This window comes from Streptomyces sp. NPDC088706 (assembly GCF_044752765.1).
GTDB lineage: Bacteria > Actinomycetota > Actinomycetes > Streptomycetales > Streptomycetaceae > Streptomyces.
Genome location: NZ_JBIVLW010000008.1, coordinates 46,284 through 63,575 on the forward strand (window position 1 = coordinate 46,284; position 17,292 = coordinate 63,575).

Genomic DNA, 17,292 nt, shown 5'->3' on the forward strand with positions numbered 1-17,292 from the left:
CACTCGGGCAGCCCGAGGCGCCGGAATGGCCCGCACGAGTGACCCGGTCAGCACGGCGCCCGGCCCCGCCCCCGGTGGGGCGCGGACGACCGGGAACGGTCACACACCCGTCGCGTGGTCGACGCGCTCGCGCACCAGGGCCGGGTGGTCGTCGTGCCGGGTGGCCAGGGAGGGGCCGACCGCCTCCCCGTATGCTGCCGGAACCGGAACATCATCACGGCACGCCGGTCCGGACACCGGACGGCACGGCGAGAGGGAGACCCCTGTGAAGGTCGGTTGCATCGGGCTCGGCGACATCGCGCAGAAGGCGTACCTGCCGGTGCTGACCGCCGTCCCGGGGGTCGAGCCGCACCTCCAGACCCGTACGCCCGCCACGCTCGACGCCGTGGGCGACACCCATCGCATCCCGGCCGGCGCCCGCCACACGACCCTGGACTCGCTGCTCGCCGAAGGGCTCGACGCGGCGTTCGTGCACGCCCCGACCGCCGTCCACCCCGAGATCGTGGGACGGCTCCTGGCAGCCGGGGTGGCCACCTATGTCGACAAACCGATCGCCTACGAGTACGCCGAGTCCGAGCGGCTGGTGAACCTCGCGGAGGAACGCGGCGTAAGCCTCGCCGTCGGCTTCAACCGCCGCTTCGCCCCCGGCTACGCCCAGTGCGCCGAGCACCCGCGCGAACTGATCCTGATGCAGAAGAACCGGGTCGGGCTGCCCGAGGAACCCCGCGCCCTGGTGCTCGACGACTTCATCCACGTCGTCGACACCCTGCGCTTCCTGGCTCCGGGACCGGTCGACCGCACCACCGTGCGGGCCCGGATCGTGGACGGTCTGATGCACCACGTGGTGCTCCAGCTCTCCGGCGACGGCTTCACCGCGATCGGCATGATGAACCGGTTGAACGGTTCGACCGAGGAGATCCTCGAAGTCTCCGGCCGGGACACCAAGCGCCAGGTCCTCAACCTCGCCGACATCGTCGACCACGAGGGCCGGCCCAGCGTGCGCCGGCGCGGCGACTGGGTGCCGGTGGCCCGGCAGCGGGGGATCGAGGCGTGCGTCCACGCGTTCCTGGACGCGGTCCGCGCGGGCACGGTGCTCAGCGCCCGGGACGCCCTGGCGACCCATGAGCTGTGCGAGCGGATCGTCCGGGAGTCCCTGGAGCAGGCCTCCTCCTGAGCGCCCGCAGCCCCTCCACGGCACAGAGGGCGGCCAGCGCCGACAGGGCGCCGTACACCGCCCAGTCGCCGAAGCGGCCGTAGAGCGTGGCGCCGCGGGCCAGCGGTACGTCGTACACGGCTGCCGCGCTCTCCCGGGTACCGAGCGGCTCACCGATGCGTTCCCCGCGCGGCCCGTACACCGCGCTGATCCCGGTGAGCGTCGCGTGCACCACGGGGCGGCCGTTCTCGGCGGCCCGCAGCGCGCCCAGCGAAGCGTGCTGAGCCGGTGCCCAGCTCTCCTGGAAGGTGGAGGTGGCGGACTGCGCGACGAGCACCTGGGCGCCGTCCCGGGTCAGCCGCCTGCTCATGTCGGGGAACGCCGACTCGAAGCAGACCAGCGGGCCGATCCGCAGCCGCCGGTCGTCCTCGGGCAGAGCCATCACGACCTGTCGGTGGCCACGCAGCCGGTCCTCGCCCGCCGCCTTGCCCACGGAGGTCGCCCAACCGAGCAGGGAGCGCGCCGGGACGTACTCACCGAACGGCACCAGGCGCATCTTGTCGTACCGGTCCCCGGTCGGCCCATCCGGTCCCACGAGCACCGCCGACTTGAAGATCCCGCTCCGGCCCGATCCGTCGCTCTGCCGGGCGTCCACGTTGACCAGCAGACCGGCCCCGGTCTGCCGGGAGAGCGCCGCGAGCCGCCGCGCGGTCCTGGGGTCCCGCCAGACACCCGCCCCAATGCTGCTCTCCCCCCACACCACGAGGTCGACGTCCCGCCCCGCCACCGCACGGGTCAGCTCCTCGCCCCGGGCCAGGCGCCGCTCGACACTCCCGGGACCGACGACGACCCCCGGTTGTACGACGGCGATCCTGGCCGTCCCCGTGGTCACCGGCTGCGGCGCCCAGGCCCACACCGCTGACCCGGCCAGGGCGCACCCGGCCAGCAGCACCCCGCCCGCCGCCCGGGCGCCGGTGCGCACGACCGTCAGCAGGGCGAGCGCGGTGTTGACCGACACCACCAGCAGGCTCACCAGCCACACCCCGCCCACCGACGCCACCCGCAACGCCGGGGCGACCTCCCACTGGCTCGCGCCGAGAAGCCCCCAGGGTCCGCCGAGCCCCTCCCAGGAGCGGACCAGCTCGATCACCAGCCACCCCGAGGGCACGGCCACCACCGCGGCGGTGGCCCGCAGTGCGGAGGGCCTGCCGCCGAGCAGCCGTTGGACGAGCACACCCCAGGGCGCCCACAGCAGACCGAGCAGCGCGGCCAGCAGCACGATGAAGACGTGCAGGCTCGGCATCAGCCAGTGGTGGACGGCGATGACGAAGCCGATGCCGCCGATCCAGCCGTCCAGCGCCGCCCGGCGCGTCGTGGGTGCCGAACGGATCAGCAGCAGCCAGGGGACGAGCGCCGCATAGCCCCACCACCAGAGCGAGGGGGCGGGGAAGGCGAGCGCGGGGAGCGCCCCGGCGAGGAGCGCCGCGGCCCCCCGGACCCCGCCGGACGCCGGAAGCGACCGGCGGGCGGGGCCCGCGCCGTCCGGGTGCGGTTGGTCCGGCGGTGACGCGTCCGAGCGCGGTACGGATGGCGACGCTCCGCCCGGGTGCGGTCCGCCCGGGTGCGGTCCGTCCGGCGACGACCCGTCCCGGTGCCGTCCGTCAGGCGGTGACCCATCGGGGTGCGACCCGCCCGTCGGCCGCCCGCCCCGTGGCCGTTGGCCCCTCGGCTGCCCGTCCGCCGACAGCTCACCCCTGGGCCGCCCGCCCCCCGGCCGTCCGCTCCTCGGCTGCCCGTCCGCCGGGTCACCTCCGCCCCGCATCCGCATGCCGTGCCCTCCTCGTCCCGTGCGGGTGAGCAGCCGCGTGATCTGCCGGGTCAGCTCCGCGTTCCCAGTGTGGGGGAGGTGGTCCCCGCCGGACCCGGGACGCGGCCGGGGCTCCCGACGAAGGGGCTCGGCGAGGGCGGGGTTCAGGCCGGCCCGGGGGCGCGGCGCCACTTCTCGTGGACGGTGACCGTACGGATGCGCCAGCCCGGGTCCGTACGGTGCAGCTCGAAGGTGTACCGCCCGCCGGAGACGAAGTCGGGGGCGGTGTCGCCGGCCGGGGTGGGACCGCCCTCCCGCGCCAGGCGCATCGGGTTCAGGTAGTCGGCCCGCACCTCTGCCCGGTCGCCCGGGTAGCCGCCCAGGTCCTGGAGGTCGATGCGCCGGTTGACGATCAGGTGCTGGCGGACCGCGAAGAGGCGCATCGTCCCGGTGAGCCACCGCGCGATCTCACCCGACGGGCCCGCCACCCCGCCCGCGCCGGTGTAGTCCGCGCGGCCGTCCGGGGTGAACAGGGCCTCGTACGCCGGCCAGTCGCCGTCGTCCACGGTCATGGCGTACCCGGTGATCAGGTCGTCGATGGCGAGCCGGTCCATCACGGTTGCGAGTGCCACACGCTGTGTCATCGGTCAAGTCTGGGTCAAGCGGCCCGCCACGCCAAGGGGCCTGCGAGGGCGGGAGCCGACGGGGTGACCGGGTCAGCAGGGGACGACGGCGACCGGACCCAGCGCGTGCGTGACCGTCGTCTGCGCCACCGGGGAGAGGCCGAGACCGAGCGACTCCCCGCCCTTGCGGCGGCCGATCACCGTCAGGGCAGCCGTGGCGGACGCCGTCACCAGGGTGCGTGACGCGGACCCGTTGACCGGCTCCCGTACGACCTCCACCCGCGGGTACCGCTCCTGCCATCCGGAGGTCAGCTCCGCCAGACCGCGCCGGGCCGAGTCCGCCGCGGCCTCCCGGTCGAACACCGGTCCGCCCGCCAGCATCGAGGAGAACATCGTCCAGCCGTGCACGATCCGCAGCCGGGCGCCGGGCCGGGTGGCGGCGGTGGCGAAGGCGAACCCCAGGACCGCCTCGCTGCTCTCGTCGGCGGCCACCCCCGCCACGATGTCGGAGAAGGGCTCGGTGTCCGCCGGCCGGTCGTCCTCGTCCGAGCCGCTGTCCTGCACGATGACGACCGGGCAGCTCGCCATCGACGCGGTGGCCAGGCTGTTGGAGCCGATCATCAGCGACCGGAAGCCGCCGAGCCCCCGCGAGCCGACCACGACCATCGACGCGTCCCGGCCGAGCGAGACCAGGGCCGCCGCCGGGAAGTCCAGCGGGGCCAGCGTCGAGGGGCGCGAGGCCGGAGCGATCAGTTCGCTCCGCCGGACGGCCTCGGCGAGAAGCTCGTCCGCCTCGCGCAGCTGGGTCGCCTCGTCCACGGTCCGGGTGAGCGGCCTGACGTGGACGATCAGCAGCGGCAGCCGGCGCCGTGCGGCCTCCTGCGCGGCCCAGTCGAGCGCCTGCCGGCTGTGTGTCGAGCCGTCGACGGCGGCGATCACGGGAAGATCATCGGTTGTCATGGACCCGAGCGTACGTTGCCGGGCGCGGGCGCCGGTCAGTCGTGGTCGTGGGTGGAGGAGGTGTCGTCGGGAGGTGCGGTCCGCCCGCCGTCACTCCCGCCGGCCACCACCACGACCAGCGCCACCATGACCCCCACCACCGCGAGCCGGCCGCCCAGACGCAGCGCCCAGCCCGTCCGCGAGACGGTGGCACCGGGCAGGACGGGCAGCCTCTCGGAGCGGCGCGCCGGGCGCAGCAGGCGCACGAGCAGCAGCGCCGCGACCGGCAGTTGGAGCAGCCAGACGCTGGTGCGGAACCAGCCGTCGTACCAGACGTTCGTCCCGTACAGCAGGGTGTGCCACACGCTCAGGACGTAGACCACGATCACGAAGCGGTGCAGGACGCGCCAGGTCTTCGGACCGATGCGGTGGCGTACGTAGAAGAGCAGGCCGAGCGGTATGGCCAGGTACAGCGCCGCCTGGCCGACCGGGATGGCGATCTGTCCGGTCCCCGAGTCGTAGCCGCCAGGGACGAACGTCTCGACGAAGGCGGTGGCCAGCGCGGAGTTCCAGGCCGCCGTGTCGTGCCGCACCAGCTCGGCGCCGAACAGCAGGGCGTGGGCCGTGATCAGCGCGATGGTGTTGAGGCTCGTGGTGCGGTGCAGGCGCTCCAGGCGGGGGCCCGAGAGCGGCAGACGCCCCGGGCGCGGGCCGGACAGCAGGAGTCCGAGGACGACCGTCCCCCACGCCCAGAGCAACGCGGACCAGCCGAACGCCTGGCTGAGGAAGTACATCCAGAAGCCGCCCGCGTCGGCCATGAACGGCATCACGGAGACCGTGGAGGAGGTCTTGTTGCGGATGCGTACGTAGAGCAGGACGAAGACGGCCGCCGTCACCAGGAGCGCCACCAGGCCGTCGGGCCAGGAGGCACGCAGATCGGCGCGGAGGGTGATGCGCTGCGCCGGGCGGGGCTGCCGGGGGCCGGGGAGCTGGGCGTCCGGCGATGCGGACTCAGGGGACTGGGTGAGGACTTCGGCGGCCGCTGCCGGTTCGGGTGCGGGGGGCGGGTTCGTCATGCGGCCTCTTCGGGGACGTCGGCTGGCGGATCGGATGCGTCGGCCCCGGGCCACGAGGCGTGTGCGGGCGCGTCGTTGGAGCAGTCGGCGGTGGAGGGGCGAAAGTTCCCCCGGAGGCCCCCGGGATGCGATGTGATGTGAATCACATGGGTGGGGTCTGGGGCAAACGGGGTGAACTCCTTTTGTTTCCGCGTCTGCTGGTCTTCCCGGCTGGGTGGGTGAGGCTGGCACGATGGCCGTCATGGGAGCCGGAACCGCACTCCGCCTCGCCCGCACCGCGCTGTTCGCGGTCGTGTGCGTCGCCGTGTCCGGGCTCGGCCATGCCCTGATGGCCGACGGCCCCCTGCCGCTGCTGCCCCTGGCGGCCGTTCTCCTACCGGTCGCCGGCGCGGGCTGGTGGCTCGCCGGACGCGTACGCGACGCCCCGGCCACCGTCTCGGCCCATGTCCTGGGCCAGTTGGGGCTGCACGCCTACTTCACCGCCGCCGGCGCCTGCTTCCCGGCGGCTTCCGGAGGAGGTGGCACGGGGAGTGCGCACCACGCGCACGGTTCGATGCCCCACGCCTCCCACGCCTCCCACGCGGGTCCGGCCGGAGACGCCTCGCTCCCGATGGAGCTGGCGGCCGCCTTCGACGGTTCGGTGTTCACCCTCGGCATGGCCGCCGCCCACGCGGCCGCCGGACTGGTCTGCGGCTGGTGGCTGTGGCGCGGCGAAGTGGCTCTGGCCCGGCTGGGCCGCTGCCTGGCCCTCTTCGTGCGGGCCCCGCTGCGGACGGCCTGGCGTCTCTGGACGGCGGCCCCGCTCCACGCCGGAGGGCCCGTACGGCCACGTGCCCGCCGCCGGCCGGGCCGCCGTCCGCAGGACCTCCTGGCCCTGCACGCGATCTCCCGACGCGGTCCACCGCCTCCCGTCCCCTCCCTGTGACCTCCGACCGCCCACCCGGTTCCGTGTGACCCGGTGGCGGTACGGGTGTGCGCTCGCGCCCACACCCGTAACAGGCATGCCGGTACCGCCGGACCGCCCCCCGGGCGTCCGCGCGGCCGGCCACGCGGAGCCGGGCGGCTGACGCACCACGGCTCCGCCAGGACGCGAAGGACTGCTGTGACCCTTACTGCCACCCCGACTCCCCCTGCCCGGCCGCCGGCCGCCCCGGCGCCCCGGCCCCGGGGGTACGCCGCCCGGCAGAACGACGTACAGATCACCGACTGGGCCCTGGCCGCCGGTGGCGGAGACCGGGAGGCCGCCGACCGCTTCGTCCGGGCGACCTACGAGGACGTCCGGAGGTTCGTCGCCTACCTCAGCGCCGACGTCCCGGGCGCCGACGACCTCGCGCAGGAGACCTACCTGCGGGCGATGAGCGGACTGGCCCGCTTCGCCGGACGCTCCTGCGCCCGCACCTGGCTGCTCTCCATCGCGCGGCGCGTCGTCATCGACCGCCACCGCACGGCCGCCGTGCGCCCCCGGACCGCCGACACCGCCGACTGGCAGGGCGCGGCGGAACGGGCCCAGCCGCGCCACGTCCCCGGCTTCGACGAGTCGGTCGCGGTCTTCGACGCCCTGCGCCGCCTGGACCCGGCACGCCGCCAGGCCTTCGTCCTGACCCAGGTGCTGGGGCTGTCGTACGACGAGGCGGCGGACGTCGCCGGATGCCCCGTCGGTACGGTGCGTTCGCGCGTGGCGCGCGCCCGCCGGGAGCTGGCGGGCCAGTGGCGTGCCGAGCCGGGGGAGGGGGTGGCGGTGGCCGCCGGTTCAGCCGCCCCCTAGGCCGGGCGACGTGCCCGCCCGGGGCCCCGGCCGGCCCCGGGCGGTGCGGCGGCTCAGCAGCAGCACCGGCAGCAGCAGGCACTGGAGGCAGACCGCCAGCCAGAACGCCCGCGCCGAACCGGCCGACTCCGCCGCCGCGTACAGCTGACCGCCCACCACCCCGCTGGCGAACGCGCCGATGCCCGCCGCGAGCCGCTGCCGGCCGAACACGGTGGCCGGGGGAGCGGAGCTACGGGCCAGCGCCTCCAGGTCGTTCTTCAGGAAGAGCACGATCTCGCCCAGACAGAGCAGCGCCCCGCCCACCGCGATGCCCGCGTGCCCGCCCCCGGCGATGGCCGCCATGCCCGCCGCCATGGCACCGAACCCCCACCGCAGCGCCGCCGGATAGCTCAGGGCGGCGATCCTCTCCGCCAGCAGCGGCTGGGCGACGACGAGGAGGGCCGCGTACCCCGTCAGCACCACCCCGTAGAACCCCGCCGACGTGCGGGGGACCGCGTACAGCGCCAGGTAGTGCTGGAAGAACATGAACGCGTAGACGCTCACCACCGTGACCAGGAACGGCGAGAGGCCCGGCCGGCGTACGGTGCCGCCCGGCGCGGCCGCGACCGGCTCCGGGCGCTCCTGGCCGCCCGGCAGGAACGCGTGCCCCACCCCGACGAGTGCGAACAGCCCGGCGACGCCCGTGAAGAGAGCCCCGGGGGAGCCCAGCACGAGCGGGGCCGCCGCCGGAGGGCCGAGCGCCATCCCCGCGTTGAACGCCGAACTGCTCGCCGACAGCAGCCGCGGCCGGTCCTCATCGGGGCAACCGGCGACCAGGTACGCCTTGTTGGCGGGCAGATAGAGCGCCGCGCCCGCCGACACCAGCAGCAGCGCGCCGATCGCCAGGACGGGACTGGCCAACCCCGGGACGAACGCGGCGAATCCGGCCGTCCGCAGGGCCAGCGCCAGCAGCATCGACCGCCGCAGCCCGATCCGCCCGGCGACCGGACCCGCGACCACGCCCCCGGCGAACTGGATCAGCGAGGCCACCGCCAGCACGACGCCGACCGTGCCGAGACCGAGGCCGAGCCGCTGGTGCAGCAGCACCGACATGTACGGCAGCACGGCGAAACTGCCGAGCGTGATCAGGAAGGAGCCCGCCAGCAGAAAGGCCCGCGGACCGGTGAAACGCCGCCGCACCGCCGTCGTCCGGCGCGTGCTGGTCCCCGCCGTCCGGTCGGCGCTCACCCGGCTCTCACGCCGTGTCCGCGATCACCGGGCGCACCCGGACCGCCGCGCTCCACGCCCGGTGCTGGGCCAGTTCCGCCGTCGCCGCCCGGGCCAGCACCATGCCGGTGCACCCCCGCTGATCGCCCACCTGCGCCAGGCTCTCGCCCGGGACGCGTACGGGGTACCACTCCACGGACCCGGGAAAGGCGGCGAGTTCGTCGAGGCCGTGCCAGCCCTTCAGCACCCCGGGCCGGTCCGCGTAGACCAGGACGAAGCCGTACGCGGGCCCCCGGCCCTCCAGCGGGGAGTCCAGCAGCCGGGGGCGGCGGCCCAGCGCCTCGTCCATCATCGCCGTGTACACATTGGTGCCCAGCGTCCGGCAGAGCACCTCGCCGACCAGCGCACCGCCGATCCGCCGGTTGACCTCCACCAGCTCCGGGCCCTCGGCGGTCAGGATGAACTCCACGTGGGCGAACCCCCGCCGATGCCCGGCCACCTCCAGCACCCGGCCCACCCACGCCTCGATGCCCTCCCGCTCCCCGTCCGGCAGCGCCACCGGAAAGGCCGCGGCCTCCTCCCGTACCACCGCCGCCCGGGACGTCTGGCGGCTCAGTACGCCGAGCAGCCGGGTGGTCCCCTCCCAGCTCAGGGTCTCCGCGCTGTACAGCGGGCCGGCCAGGAAACCCTCCGCGAACAGCGCCCCCTTCAGCGTCCGCCCGGCGGCCTCCGCCAGCGCCCGGTGCAGCGCCTCCTCGTCGTGCGCGATCCACACGTCGCGCGAGGAGGTGCCCGCCGAGTCCTTCAGCACGGCGGGCAGCCCCACCGTCCGCAGAACCGCGTCCGCACCCTCCGGTCCGGGCACCACGGCCACGGCGGCCGACCGGCTCAGGCCCCGCGCGTGCAGCGCCTCCCGGACCCGGCGCTTGTCCCGCAGCAGCCGGACCGCCTCCGGGTCCGGGCCCGGCAGCCCCAGCTCGGCGGCGAGATCGGCGGCCGGCACGCTCCAGGTGTCCGTCGTGTTGATCAGCCCGGCCAGGGCGGGGACGGCGGCCAGCGCCCGACGGACCGCCTCCGGGTCGTCGGTGTCGACGTCCACCACGTCCAGCGCGTCGGCGGGCAGGGTGGCCAGCTCGTGCCGGTACACCGCACGGTCACCGGTCAGCAGGCACAGCCGGTGCCCGGTGGACGCGGCGGCCTCGGCCATCCTGCCGAGGCCGAAGGACAGGGACTCCAGGGCGGCGATCGTCATGGCAGCAGCTCCACGGTCGGTACGGGGGCGGGGAAGCCCTGTCCGGGCAGCCGGGCGGCCTCGGGAGCGGCCCGCCGCCCCCACTCCATCACCGACCACGGCGGTCGCAGCGCGTCCAGCGACGCGATCGGCCGGGGGCGCAGTCCGGCCGGGTCCAGCGCCTCGGTGTGACGGGCGAACACCCGCTCGGTGTAACGGTGTCCGGTGTCGGCGCCCAGCACCAGATGGAGCCGGCCCGGATCGCGCTCGGCCTCCCAGGAGGCCGCCAGGTGGGCCGCCCCGGTGGAGAGGCCGGCGAACACCGCGTGCCGGCGCAGCAGTCCCACCGCACCGGCCATCGCATGGCGGAAGTCCAGCCAGTGCACGGTGTCGTACAGCTCGTGGTGGACGTTCCCGAACGGGATGGAGCTGCCGATGCCCGCGATGATCGCCTCCGGATCGCTGAACTGCTCGCTGCCGAAGGTGACGCTGCCGAACGGCTGGACCCCCACCAGCCGCACCGCCCGCCCCGACTCCCGTAGCGCGCGGGCCAGTCCGCCGGTCGAGGCACCCGTGCCGACCGCCCCTACCACGGTCAGCGGACCCTGGGGCAGCGACGCGGTGAGCAGCTCGGCGAACTCCCGGTACCCCTCGTGGTGCACGGCGTCGTGGTACTGCCGCATCCAGTGGAAGTCCGGCCGCTCCGCGAGGAGCCGGCGCACATGGCGCACGCGCAGCTCCTGGTCCAGCCGCAGGCTCTGCGAAGGCGGCATCCGGTCCACGGTCGCGCCCAGGATCTCCAGCTGGACGAGCATCGTGGCGTCGACGGTGGTGGACGCCACGATGTGGCAGCGCAGCCCGTAGCGGTGGCACGCCATGGCCAGCGCCACCGCGTAGATGCCGCTGGAGCTGTCGACCAGCGTCTGGCCGGGCACCACCCGGCCCCGGCGCAGCAGCGAGCGGACCGCGCCGAGCGCCGCGTACACCTTCATCGTCTCGAAGCGCGCGAGCACCACGTCACCGTCCAGCCGGATCAGGTCCGGGCTCTTCACGGCGTCGGTGATGTGCTCGTGCACAGTCGCGCTGGCGGCGGACGGCCGCGCCCCGGACCTCACTTGCGCCGCCCGCGGACGATGAGCCGGTCGGAGTGCTGGTCGTACCCCGAACCGTCGAAGCCGCCGAAGCACTCCACGTCGGTGAAGCCCGCCTCCTCGAAGAGGGAGTGCAGCTCGGCGGCGGAGTAGAGCCAGGAGTGGATGGAAGCCGTACGGGCCGAACTCCCTTGCACCAGCGTCCAGTCGGTACGCAGCTGCCGCCAGCTGTCCAGGACGGTGTCGCGCTGGACGACGTACGAACCGTCCGGCAGGTCCACCGCCTTGGGCCGCCCGATCCAGCCCGCGAGGACTTCCTTGCCCATCACGTCGACCAGCAGCTGCCCGCCCGGCGCGAGGCTTGCGTACGCGTTGCGCAGCACCTGGAGGTTGTCCTCGGCGTCGTCGAAGTAGCCGAACGAGGTGAAGACGTTCAGCACCACGTCGAAGGCGCCGGGTTCCGTGTACGTGAGCATGTCGGCCCGCTCCAGCAGGACGTCGGACCCCGCCGCCTCGCAGGCGGCCCGGGCCCGCTGAAGCATCGAGGGCGAGAGGTCGACGCCGGTCACCGCGTACCCGCGCGCCGCCAGCGGCACCACGAACAGCCCCGGTCCGCACGCCAGGTCCAGTACCCGTGAGCCCGGTGGGAAGTCCAGCAGGGGGGAGGAGGCGACGAGGGCGGCGGCGGACTCGGCCCGGGCGGGCGGGAACATCGTCGAGGCGAAATCGGACCAGAGCGCGTCGTCCTCGTACCAGTGCATGCCTCTCGGCCTCCTCCCGGCCCTCGTGGGGCCGTCGTGCTGCCGCACCTGTCGCTGAGCTGTCCTGGAGTAGTCGGCCGCCCGGCCGGGGAAGTTCCCGCCACCGCCGACCGGTGGGGGTGTCCTACGATCACCGGCAGGGGCGGGCCGGACGGCCCGGGGACGGAGTGCGGACGATGACGTGGGAAGAGGTGCCGGTGGACACCGCGCCGGCGGCGGGAGCCGTCCTGCTGAGCGGCATCCCGGGCAGCGGCAAGTCCACGGTGGCCGCCGCGCTCGCCGCCCGGTTCACCGCCTCCGCCCACATCGAGGTGGACGCCCTCCAGGAGCTCATCGTCACGGGTGGCCGGTGGCCGGTGGCCCTCGACGGAGCGGGACGAGGAGGCGGACCACGACGGACTGGTCCTTCCTGGACACGGCGATGCGCGCCGAACTGGCCGACGAGGGCAGCTGGCTCGACAACGCCGAGCTGACGGTCCAGCAGACGGCGGACGCGGTCCGGGCGGCTACGGGACTCGCAGCGCACCGAGCAGGCGGGGCACACCGCCGCACCGGCGTTGTCAGACCCCCGCTCTACGGTGGTGACATCTATCCGCGCTGCTGGCTGCTGCGCTGCTGGATCGCCCCGCCCGGCTGCTCCCGGGCGGGGCACAGACCGGCCCTAGCCCGCGGACTCACCCGCGTGCGGGCTCAGCACGCCGGCCGAGATCAGGATGAAGAGGAGGATGCCCAGGGCCACCCGGTAGATGACGAACGGCATGAAGCTCTTGGTCGTGATGAACTTCATGAACCAGGCGATCACGGCGTATCCGACGAAGAACGCCACCACCGTCGCGAAGATGGTCGGCCCCCAGGACACATGGCCCTCGCCCACGTCCTTGAGTTCGTAGGCGCCCGAGGCGAGCACCGCGGGGATCGCCAGCAGGAACGAGTAGCGCGCGGCCGACTCGCGGGTGTAGCCCATCAGCAGCCCGCCGCTGATGGTCGCGCCCGAGCGGGATACGCCAGGGATCAGCGCCATCGCCTGGCAGAAGCCGTAGATCAGGCCGTCCCGGATGCCGAGGTCCTTGAGCGTCTTGCGCTCCCGCACCGCGCGGTGCTTGCCGCCGTCCTCGTCGCGCGCGGCCAGCCGGTCGGCGATGCCGAGGACGACGCCCATGACGATGAGCGTCGTGGCGATCAGCCGCAGGTCGCGGAACGGGCCCTCGATCTGGTCCTTGAGCGTGATGCCGAGCACCCCGATGGGGATCGAGCCCACGATGACCAGCCACCCCATCTGGGCGTCGTGGTCGCCGCGCATCTCCTTGTCCGTCAGCGACCGGAACCAGGCCGAGACGATCCGCGCGATGTCCTTGCGGAAGTAGATCAGCACCGCCGCCTCCGTGCCGATCTGGCTGATGGCGGTGAAGGCCGCCCCCGGGTCGTGCCAGCCGGCGAACGCGGCGGTCAGCCGCAGGTGGGCGCTGGAGGAGATCGGCAGGAACTCGGTCAGTCCCTGAACGAGGCCCAGGACGAATGATTCGAACCAGCTCATGGGGCTTAGGCCATCCCGGAGGTGATCGTGCATCGGCCACGGGCGACGGGCCCGCCGACTGCGTGCGGAGTGCGGAGCGACGTCAACGACATCGAGGTCGCGGGCAGCGTATCGCCTGAAAGTGAACGCCAGGCTGACCGCACCGGTCGTTCCGGTGCCGCCGTCCGCCCGGTCCTCCGGCGTATCCCCCTCAGTCCTTCGGCGTGTCCCGGCCGAGCCGGTGCCGCTTGCGCCAGGCCACCAGCGCGCCCCCCAGACCGGACACCACGATGAAACCCATCGCCGCCAGGAACAGGGGCGAGGTCGGCGAGGCGGCCTGGCTGCCGGCTATCACGTACGCCGCCGTGTTCGGGATGGAGCCCAGCCCGGTGGCCAGGAGGAAGGGCGGGTAGCCCATGCGGGAGGTCGCCGCGCAGTAGTTCGCGGCGGCGAACGGGACCCCGGGGAAGAGCCGGAGCGCCAGCACCGAGCGGAAGCCGTGCCGGCTCAGCACCCCGTCGGCGGCGGTCAGCAGCTTCCCGCGCAGCAGGGTCCGCAGCGCGTCCTGGCCCAGCACCCGGCCCAGCATGAACGAGACGCCCGCGCCGAGCACCGTGCCCGCGAGAGCCGCCGCCAGACCGGTCTGCGCACCGAACAGGGCCCCCGCGGCGAGGTTGAGGAGGGGGCGCGGCACGAACGCCACGGTCAGCCCCCCGTACGCGAGCCCGAACAGCATCGCCGCACCGCTGCCCGTCAGCTGCTCCGGCCAGCCCGAGGCCAACAGCCGCTGTGGTTCGAACAGCAGCATCGTGGTCGCGGCGGCCAGCAGGACCGCGACGAGGAGGGAGAACCGGGACCACGGCGAGAGCAGCGCCTTCGAACACCGCAGGGCCGGACCACCGGTGGGACGGGAGGTGTTGACGGGGTCGAACATTCGGGGAGAGTAACCGAAATCGGTGTGTGATCGCCGTAATGTGCGTCGCGTGGACCCCGCAGCAGCCCCTGCCCCCGCCCTGCCGGACAGCCCGCTCGCCGACACCGTTCTCGCGCGGCTGACCGATCTGTACGCCCCGGCCGCCGATCCGGAACGGGCCGAGGGCGCAGCCGCGTACATGAAGCACGTCGCCCCGTTCCTCGGGATCCCCGCCCCGCGCCGCCGGGCCCTGTCGAAGGCGGTGCTGGCGGGCGTCCGACGGCCCGACGAGCGGGACTGCACGGCGATCGCGCTGCGCTGCTGGCAGCTGCCCGAGCGCGAGTACCAGTACTTCGCCGTCGACTACCTGCGCCGGTACGTGTCCTGCTGCTCCGCCGGATTCCTGCCCGTCCTGCACCACCTCGTCACCACCACCCCCTGGTGGGACACGGTCGACGCGCTCGCCGCACATGTCGCGGGGCCGCTGGTCGCCGCCGATCCGGCGCTCGCCCGGTCCATGGACCGGTGGATCGACGACGACGACCTCTGGGTCGCGCGTACCGTCCTGCTGCACCAGCTGCGCTACAAGGAGACCACCGACGCCGACCGGCTCTTCGGCTACTGCCTGCGCCGCGCGGACCACCCGGACTTCTTCATCCGCAAGGCGATCGGTTGGGCGCTGCGGGAGTACGCGAAGACCGACCCCACCGCCGTACGCGACTTCGTCGAGGGTGCCCGGCGGAGCCTGTCGCCGCTCTCGGTGCGCGAGGCGCTCAAGAACCTCTGAAGCGCGGGGACGCCGCGGGAAACCATTCGACGCGGCGACCGGGCGCGGCCATGATCAGGGACATGTTCCGGTACGCCTTCCTCGCAGCGCCGTCCGCAGTCGCGGACGCGTCGAAGGCTGCCGTGAACGACGCGGTCGCCGAGGCAGTCGCCCCGGCCGCAGTCCTCGCAGCAGCGTTCACCGCTGCCGCAGCGCCCACCGGCGGCGCCCGAAGCTGACCCTCCCCCGACAGTCCGGCGGACCCCACAAGGGGAGGGTCGGCCGGGCCCTGGGGTCTTCTCCTCCCAGCTTCGAGTTCTCAAAGGAACGAGCCATGTCCAAGACGGCATACGTGCGCACCAAGCCGCACCTCAACATCGGCACCATGGGCCACGTCGACCACGGCAAGACCACCCTCACCGCCGCCATCACCAAGGTCCTCAGCGAGCGCGGCGGCAGCAGTACCTCCTACGTGTCGTTCGACCGGATCGACCGGGCCCCCGAGGAGGCCCAGCGCGGCATCACCATCAACATCGCCCACGTCGAGTACGAGACCGACACCCGCCACTACGCGCACGTGGACATGCCCGGTCACGCCGACTACGTCAAGAACATGGTCACCGGCGCGGCGCAGCTCGACGGGGCGATCCTCGTCGTCTCCGCGCTCGACGGGATCATGCCGCAGACCGCCGAGCACGTCCTGCTGGCCCGTCAAGTGGGCGTCGACCACATCGTCGTCGCCCTCAACAAGGCCGACGCGGGCGACCCCGAGCTGACCGACCTGGTCGAGCTGGAGGTCCGCGAGCTGCTCTCCGCGCACGGGTACGGCGGTGACACCGTCCCCGTGGTCCGGGTCTCCGGGCTCAAGGCGCTGGAGGGCGACCCGCGCTGGACGGCGGCGATCGAGGGCCTGCTGGACGCCGTCGACACGTACGTGCCGATGCCGGTGCGTTACACCGACGCGCCGTTCCTGCTGTCCGTCGAGAACGTCCTGACCATCACCGGCCGGGGCACGGTCGTCACCGGCGCCGTCGAGCGCGGCTCCGTCCGCGTGGGGGACCGGGTCGCGGTGCTGGGCGCGGACATCGAGACGGTCGTCACCGGGCTGGAGACCTTCGGCAAGCCGATGGAGTCCGCCGAGGCCGGGGACAACGTGGCACTGCTGCTGCGCGGGGTGGAGCGCGACCGGGTCCGCCGCGGCCATGTGGTGGCCGCGCCCGGCAGCGTGGTGCCCAGCCGCCGGTTCACCGCCCAGGTGTACGTCCTGTCGACGAAGGAGGGCGGCCGGTCGACCCCGGTCGCCACCGGCTACCGGCCGCAGTTCTACATCCGTACGGCGGATGTCGTCGGTGACGTCGACCTCGGCGAGGCGGCGGTCGCTCGTCCCGGCGACACGGTCACGATGACCGTGGAGCTCGGCCGTGACGTGCCCCTGGAGTCCGGCCTCGGCTTCGCCATCCGCGAGGACGGCCGTACGGTCGGCGCGGGTACGGTCACCGGCCTGCTCTGACGGCCCGCTCGCCCGCTACCCCCGCACGCGGGGGTGGCGGGCGGCGAGGCCGCGCGACAATGGAGGGGTGAACGAGCCGATACCCGTCATCCGCGAGGTCGACCGCGGTACCGCGAGGCTGCTGCCCGACGTGGACCGCGACCGGGCCTGGCTGCTCACGGTCGACGACGCACCCCAGTCCTACGTCGACCTCGACGACCCTTCGTACCTCGAGTTCGAGTACGTACGGCGCCTCGCGCACGTCGTGGACTGCGCGGCGCCCGGGGACGCCCCGCTGGACGTCCTGCACCTCGGCGGCGGGGCGCTGACCCTGCCGCGGTATGTCGCGGCGACCCGCCCCGGCTCCCGGCAGGACGTCGTCGAGGCGGACCGGGAGCTGCTGCGGATGGTCCGCGAGCACCTGCCGCTGCCCGACGGCAGCGGTATCACCGTGCACGCGGCCGACGCCCGGGCCCGGCTGGAAGCGGCTCCGCCGCAGTCCGCCGATCTCGTCGTGGCGGACGTCTTCGGCGGCTCCCGGGTCCCCTCCCACCTCACCTCGGTGGAGTACGCGCGGGCCGCCGGACGGGTGCTGCGCCATGACGGGATCTACGCCGCCAACCTGGCGGACAGCGCTCCGTTCGCCTTCCTCCGGTCCCAACTGGCCACCTTCGCGGCCGTCTTCGCTGAGCTGGCGCTGATCGGGGAGCCGGCGGTGCTGCGCGGGCGGCGCTTCGGCAACGTCGTCCTGCTCGCCTCGCACGCCCCGCTCGACACGGCGCCGCTCACCCGCCGCTGCGCCGCCGACGCCTTCCCGGCCCGGGTCACCCACGGGGAGGCGCTGGCCCGGCTCGTCGGCCGGGCCCGCCCGGTGCCGGACGCGGACGCCGTCGCCTCGCCCAAGCCGCCGGACGGCGCCTTCAGCGTCGGCTGAGGGCGCCGCGGTCCATGCTCCCCGC

18 protein-coding genes are annotated in these 17,292 nt (G+C 74.0%); 8 read left to right on the forward strand and 10 right to left on the reverse strand.

From position 1 onward, the window contains the following. The first annotated feature begins 265 nt into the window (after positions 1-265). Positions 266-1,174: a Gfo/Idh/MocA family oxidoreductase gene (locus ACIQAK_RS19855; RefSeq protein ID WP_366390315.1), complete on the forward strand. Its 909-nt coding sequence runs from the start codon at positions 266-268 to the stop codon at positions 1,172-1,174. Here ACIQAK_RS19855 and lnt read toward each other — a convergent pair. The 4 genes from lnt to ACIQAK_RS19875 all read right to left on the reverse strand — a co-directional run bounded on the left by lnt (position 1,095) and on the right by ACIQAK_RS19875 (position 5,598). Beyond that, on the reverse strand, positions 1,095-2,981 hold the full coding sequence (gene lnt, locus ACIQAK_RS19860; RefSeq protein WP_366390314.1) for an apolipoprotein N-acyltransferase: 1,887 nt from the start codon (positions 2,979-2,981) through the stop codon (positions 1,095-1,097). The genes ACIQAK_RS19855 and lnt overlap by 80 nt on opposite strands. 143 nt (positions 2,982-3,124) lie before the next feature. Then, on the reverse strand, positions 3,125-3,604 hold the full coding sequence (locus tag ACIQAK_RS19865; RefSeq protein ID WP_366390313.1) for a nuclear transport factor 2 family protein: 480 nt from the start codon (positions 3,602-3,604) through the stop codon (positions 3,125-3,127). A gap of 72 nt (positions 3,605-3,676) precedes the next feature. Next, on the reverse strand, positions 3,677-4,543 hold the full coding sequence (locus ACIQAK_RS19870; protein WP_366390312.1) for a universal stress protein: 867 nt from the start codon (positions 4,541-4,543) through the stop codon (positions 3,677-3,679). 35 nt (positions 4,544-4,578) lie between these two features. After that, positions 4,579-5,598, reverse strand: a complete 1,020-nt coding sequence (locus tag ACIQAK_RS19875) for a ferric reductase-like transmembrane domain-containing protein (protein WP_366390311.1) — start codon at positions 5,596-5,598, stop codon at positions 4,579-4,581. A gap of 241 nt (positions 5,599-5,839) precedes the next feature. Between ACIQAK_RS19875 and ACIQAK_RS19880 the strand changes: the two genes are divergently transcribed. Then, entirely contained in the window at positions 5,840-6,523 is a 684-nt protein-coding gene (locus tag ACIQAK_RS19880; RefSeq protein ID WP_366390310.1) for a hypothetical protein, read from the forward strand. 177 nt (positions 6,524-6,700) lie between these two features. Next, positions 6,701-7,363, forward strand: coding sequence for a sigma-70 family RNA polymerase sigma factor (locus ACIQAK_RS19885; protein ID WP_401369394.1), 663 nt, complete (start codon positions 6,701-6,703; stop codon positions 7,361-7,363). Here ACIQAK_RS19885 and ACIQAK_RS19890 read toward each other — a convergent pair. The 4 genes from ACIQAK_RS19890 to ACIQAK_RS19905 are packed head-to-tail and all read right to left on the reverse strand — an operon-like array spanning position 7,349 to position 11,652. Next, positions 7,349-8,590, reverse strand: a complete 1,242-nt coding sequence (locus ACIQAK_RS19890; protein ID WP_366390309.1) for an MFS transporter — start codon at positions 8,588-8,590, stop codon at positions 7,349-7,351. The two genes, ACIQAK_RS19885 and ACIQAK_RS19890, sit on opposite strands and share 15 nt — an antisense overlap. Positions 8,591-8,597: 7 nt before the next feature. After that, positions 8,598-9,821 (reverse strand): ATP-grasp domain-containing protein, encoded by a 1,224-nt coding sequence (locus tag ACIQAK_RS19895; protein WP_366390308.1) that lies wholly within the window; start codon positions 9,819-9,821, stop codon positions 8,598-8,600. Continuing rightward, the gene (locus ACIQAK_RS19900) at positions 9,818-10,915 is read right to left on the reverse strand and encodes a pyridoxal-phosphate dependent enzyme (protein ID WP_366390307.1); all 1,098 of its coding nucleotides are present in this window, start codon (positions 10,913-10,915) and stop codon (positions 9,818-9,820) included. The genes ACIQAK_RS19895 and ACIQAK_RS19900 overlap by 4 nt, the downstream gene beginning before the upstream one ends. Beyond that, complete coding sequence (locus ACIQAK_RS19905; protein ID WP_366390306.1) at positions 10,912-11,652, reverse strand: methyltransferase domain-containing protein; 741 nt, start codon at positions 11,650-11,652, stop codon at positions 10,912-10,914. The genes ACIQAK_RS19900 and ACIQAK_RS19905 overlap by 4 nt, the downstream gene beginning before the upstream one ends. A gap of 176 nt (positions 11,653-11,828) precedes the next feature. On the opposite strand from ACIQAK_RS19905, the gene ACIQAK_RS19910 reads away from it, so the two are divergent. Continuing rightward, the gene (locus ACIQAK_RS19910) at positions 11,829-12,125 is read left to right on the forward strand and encodes a hypothetical protein (RefSeq protein ID WP_401848532.1); all 297 of its coding nucleotides are present in this window, start codon (positions 11,829-11,831) and stop codon (positions 12,123-12,125) included. Positions 12,126-12,313: 188 nt separating this feature from the next. Here ACIQAK_RS19910 and ACIQAK_RS19915 read toward each other — a convergent pair whose 3' ends face one another. After that, a complete protein-coding gene (locus ACIQAK_RS19915; protein WP_366390305.1) occupies positions 12,314-13,186 on the reverse strand; it encodes an undecaprenyl-diphosphate phosphatase in 873 nt (290 codons plus the stop codon). 190 nt (positions 13,187-13,376) lie between these two features. Beyond that, a complete protein-coding gene (locus tag ACIQAK_RS19920) occupies positions 13,377-14,099 on the reverse strand; it encodes a TVP38/TMEM64 family protein (RefSeq protein ID WP_366390304.1) in 723 nt (240 codons plus the stop codon). A gap of 49 nt (positions 14,100-14,148) precedes the next feature. Here ACIQAK_RS19920 and ACIQAK_RS19925 point away from each other — a divergent pair, with 49 nt between their 5' ends. The 4 genes from ACIQAK_RS19925 to ACIQAK_RS19940 all read left to right on the forward strand — a co-directional run bounded on the left by ACIQAK_RS19925 (position 14,149) and on the right by ACIQAK_RS19940 (position 17,267). Then, the gene (locus tag ACIQAK_RS19925) at positions 14,149-14,865 is read left to right on the forward strand and encodes a DNA alkylation repair protein (RefSeq protein ID WP_366390303.1); all 717 of its coding nucleotides are present in this window, start codon (positions 14,149-14,151) and stop codon (positions 14,863-14,865) included. A gap of 62 nt (positions 14,866-14,927) precedes the next feature. Beyond that, on the forward strand, positions 14,928-15,083 hold the full coding sequence (locus ACIQAK_RS19930) for a hypothetical protein (protein WP_366390302.1): 156 nt from the start codon (positions 14,928-14,930) through the stop codon (positions 15,081-15,083). 95 nt (positions 15,084-15,178) lie between these two features. Next, positions 15,179-16,354, forward strand: coding sequence for an elongation factor Tu (gene tuf, locus ACIQAK_RS19935; RefSeq protein WP_366390301.1), 1,176 nt, complete (start codon positions 15,179-15,181; stop codon positions 16,352-16,354). A gap of 67 nt (positions 16,355-16,421) precedes the next feature. Continuing rightward, the gene (locus ACIQAK_RS19940; RefSeq protein ID WP_366390300.1) at positions 16,422-17,267 is read left to right on the forward strand and encodes a fused MFS/spermidine synthase; all 846 of its coding nucleotides are present in this window, start codon (positions 16,422-16,424) and stop codon (positions 17,265-17,267) included. Positions 17,268-17,292 lie beyond the last annotated feature (25 nt).

Bases quoted from the DNA above. Each gene is read 5' to 3' on its own strand.
- ACIQAK_RS19915 (WP_366390305.1), bottom strand. From the start codon at position 13,186: ATGAGCTGGTTCGAATCATTCGTCCTGGGCCTCGTTCAGGGACTGACC.
- ACIQAK_RS19870 (WP_366390312.1), bottom strand. From the start codon at position 4,543: ATGACAACCGATGATCTTCCCGTGATCGCCGCCGTCGACGGCTCGACA.
- tuf (WP_366390301.1), top strand. From the start codon at position 15,179: ATGTCCAAGACGGCATACGTGCGCACCAAGCCGCACCTCAACATCGGC.
- ACIQAK_RS19910 (WP_401848532.1), top strand. From the start codon at position 11,829: ATGACGTGGGAAGAGGTGCCGGTGGACACCGCGCCGGCGGCGGGAGCC.
- ACIQAK_RS19930 (WP_366390302.1), top strand. From the start codon at position 14,928: ATGTTCCGGTACGCCTTCCTCGCAGCGCCGTCCGCAGTCGCGGACGCG.
- ACIQAK_RS19895 (WP_366390308.1), bottom strand. From the start codon at position 9,821: ATGACGATCGCCGCCCTGGAGTCCCTGTCCTTCGGCCTCGGCAGGATG.
- ACIQAK_RS19865 (WP_366390313.1), bottom strand. From the start codon at position 3,604: ATGACACAGCGTGTGGCACTCGCAACCGTGATGGACCGGCTCGCCATC.
- lnt (WP_366390314.1), bottom strand. From the start codon at position 2,981: ATGCGGATGCGGGGCGGAGGTGACCCGGCGGACGGGCAGCCGAGGAGC.
- ACIQAK_RS19905 (WP_366390306.1), bottom strand. From the start codon at position 11,652: ATGCACTGGTACGAGGACGACGCGCTCTGGTCCGATTTCGCCTCGACG.
- ACIQAK_RS19920 (WP_366390304.1), bottom strand. From the start codon at position 14,099: ATGTTCGACCCCGTCAACACCTCCCGTCCCACCGGTGGTCCGGCCCTG.
- ACIQAK_RS19880 (WP_366390310.1), top strand. From the start codon at position 5,840: ATGGGAGCCGGAACCGCACTCCGCCTCGCCCGCACCGCGCTGTTCGCG.
- ACIQAK_RS19875 (WP_366390311.1), bottom strand. From the start codon at position 5,598: ATGACGAACCCGCCCCCCGCACCCGAACCGGCAGCGGCCGCCGAAGTC.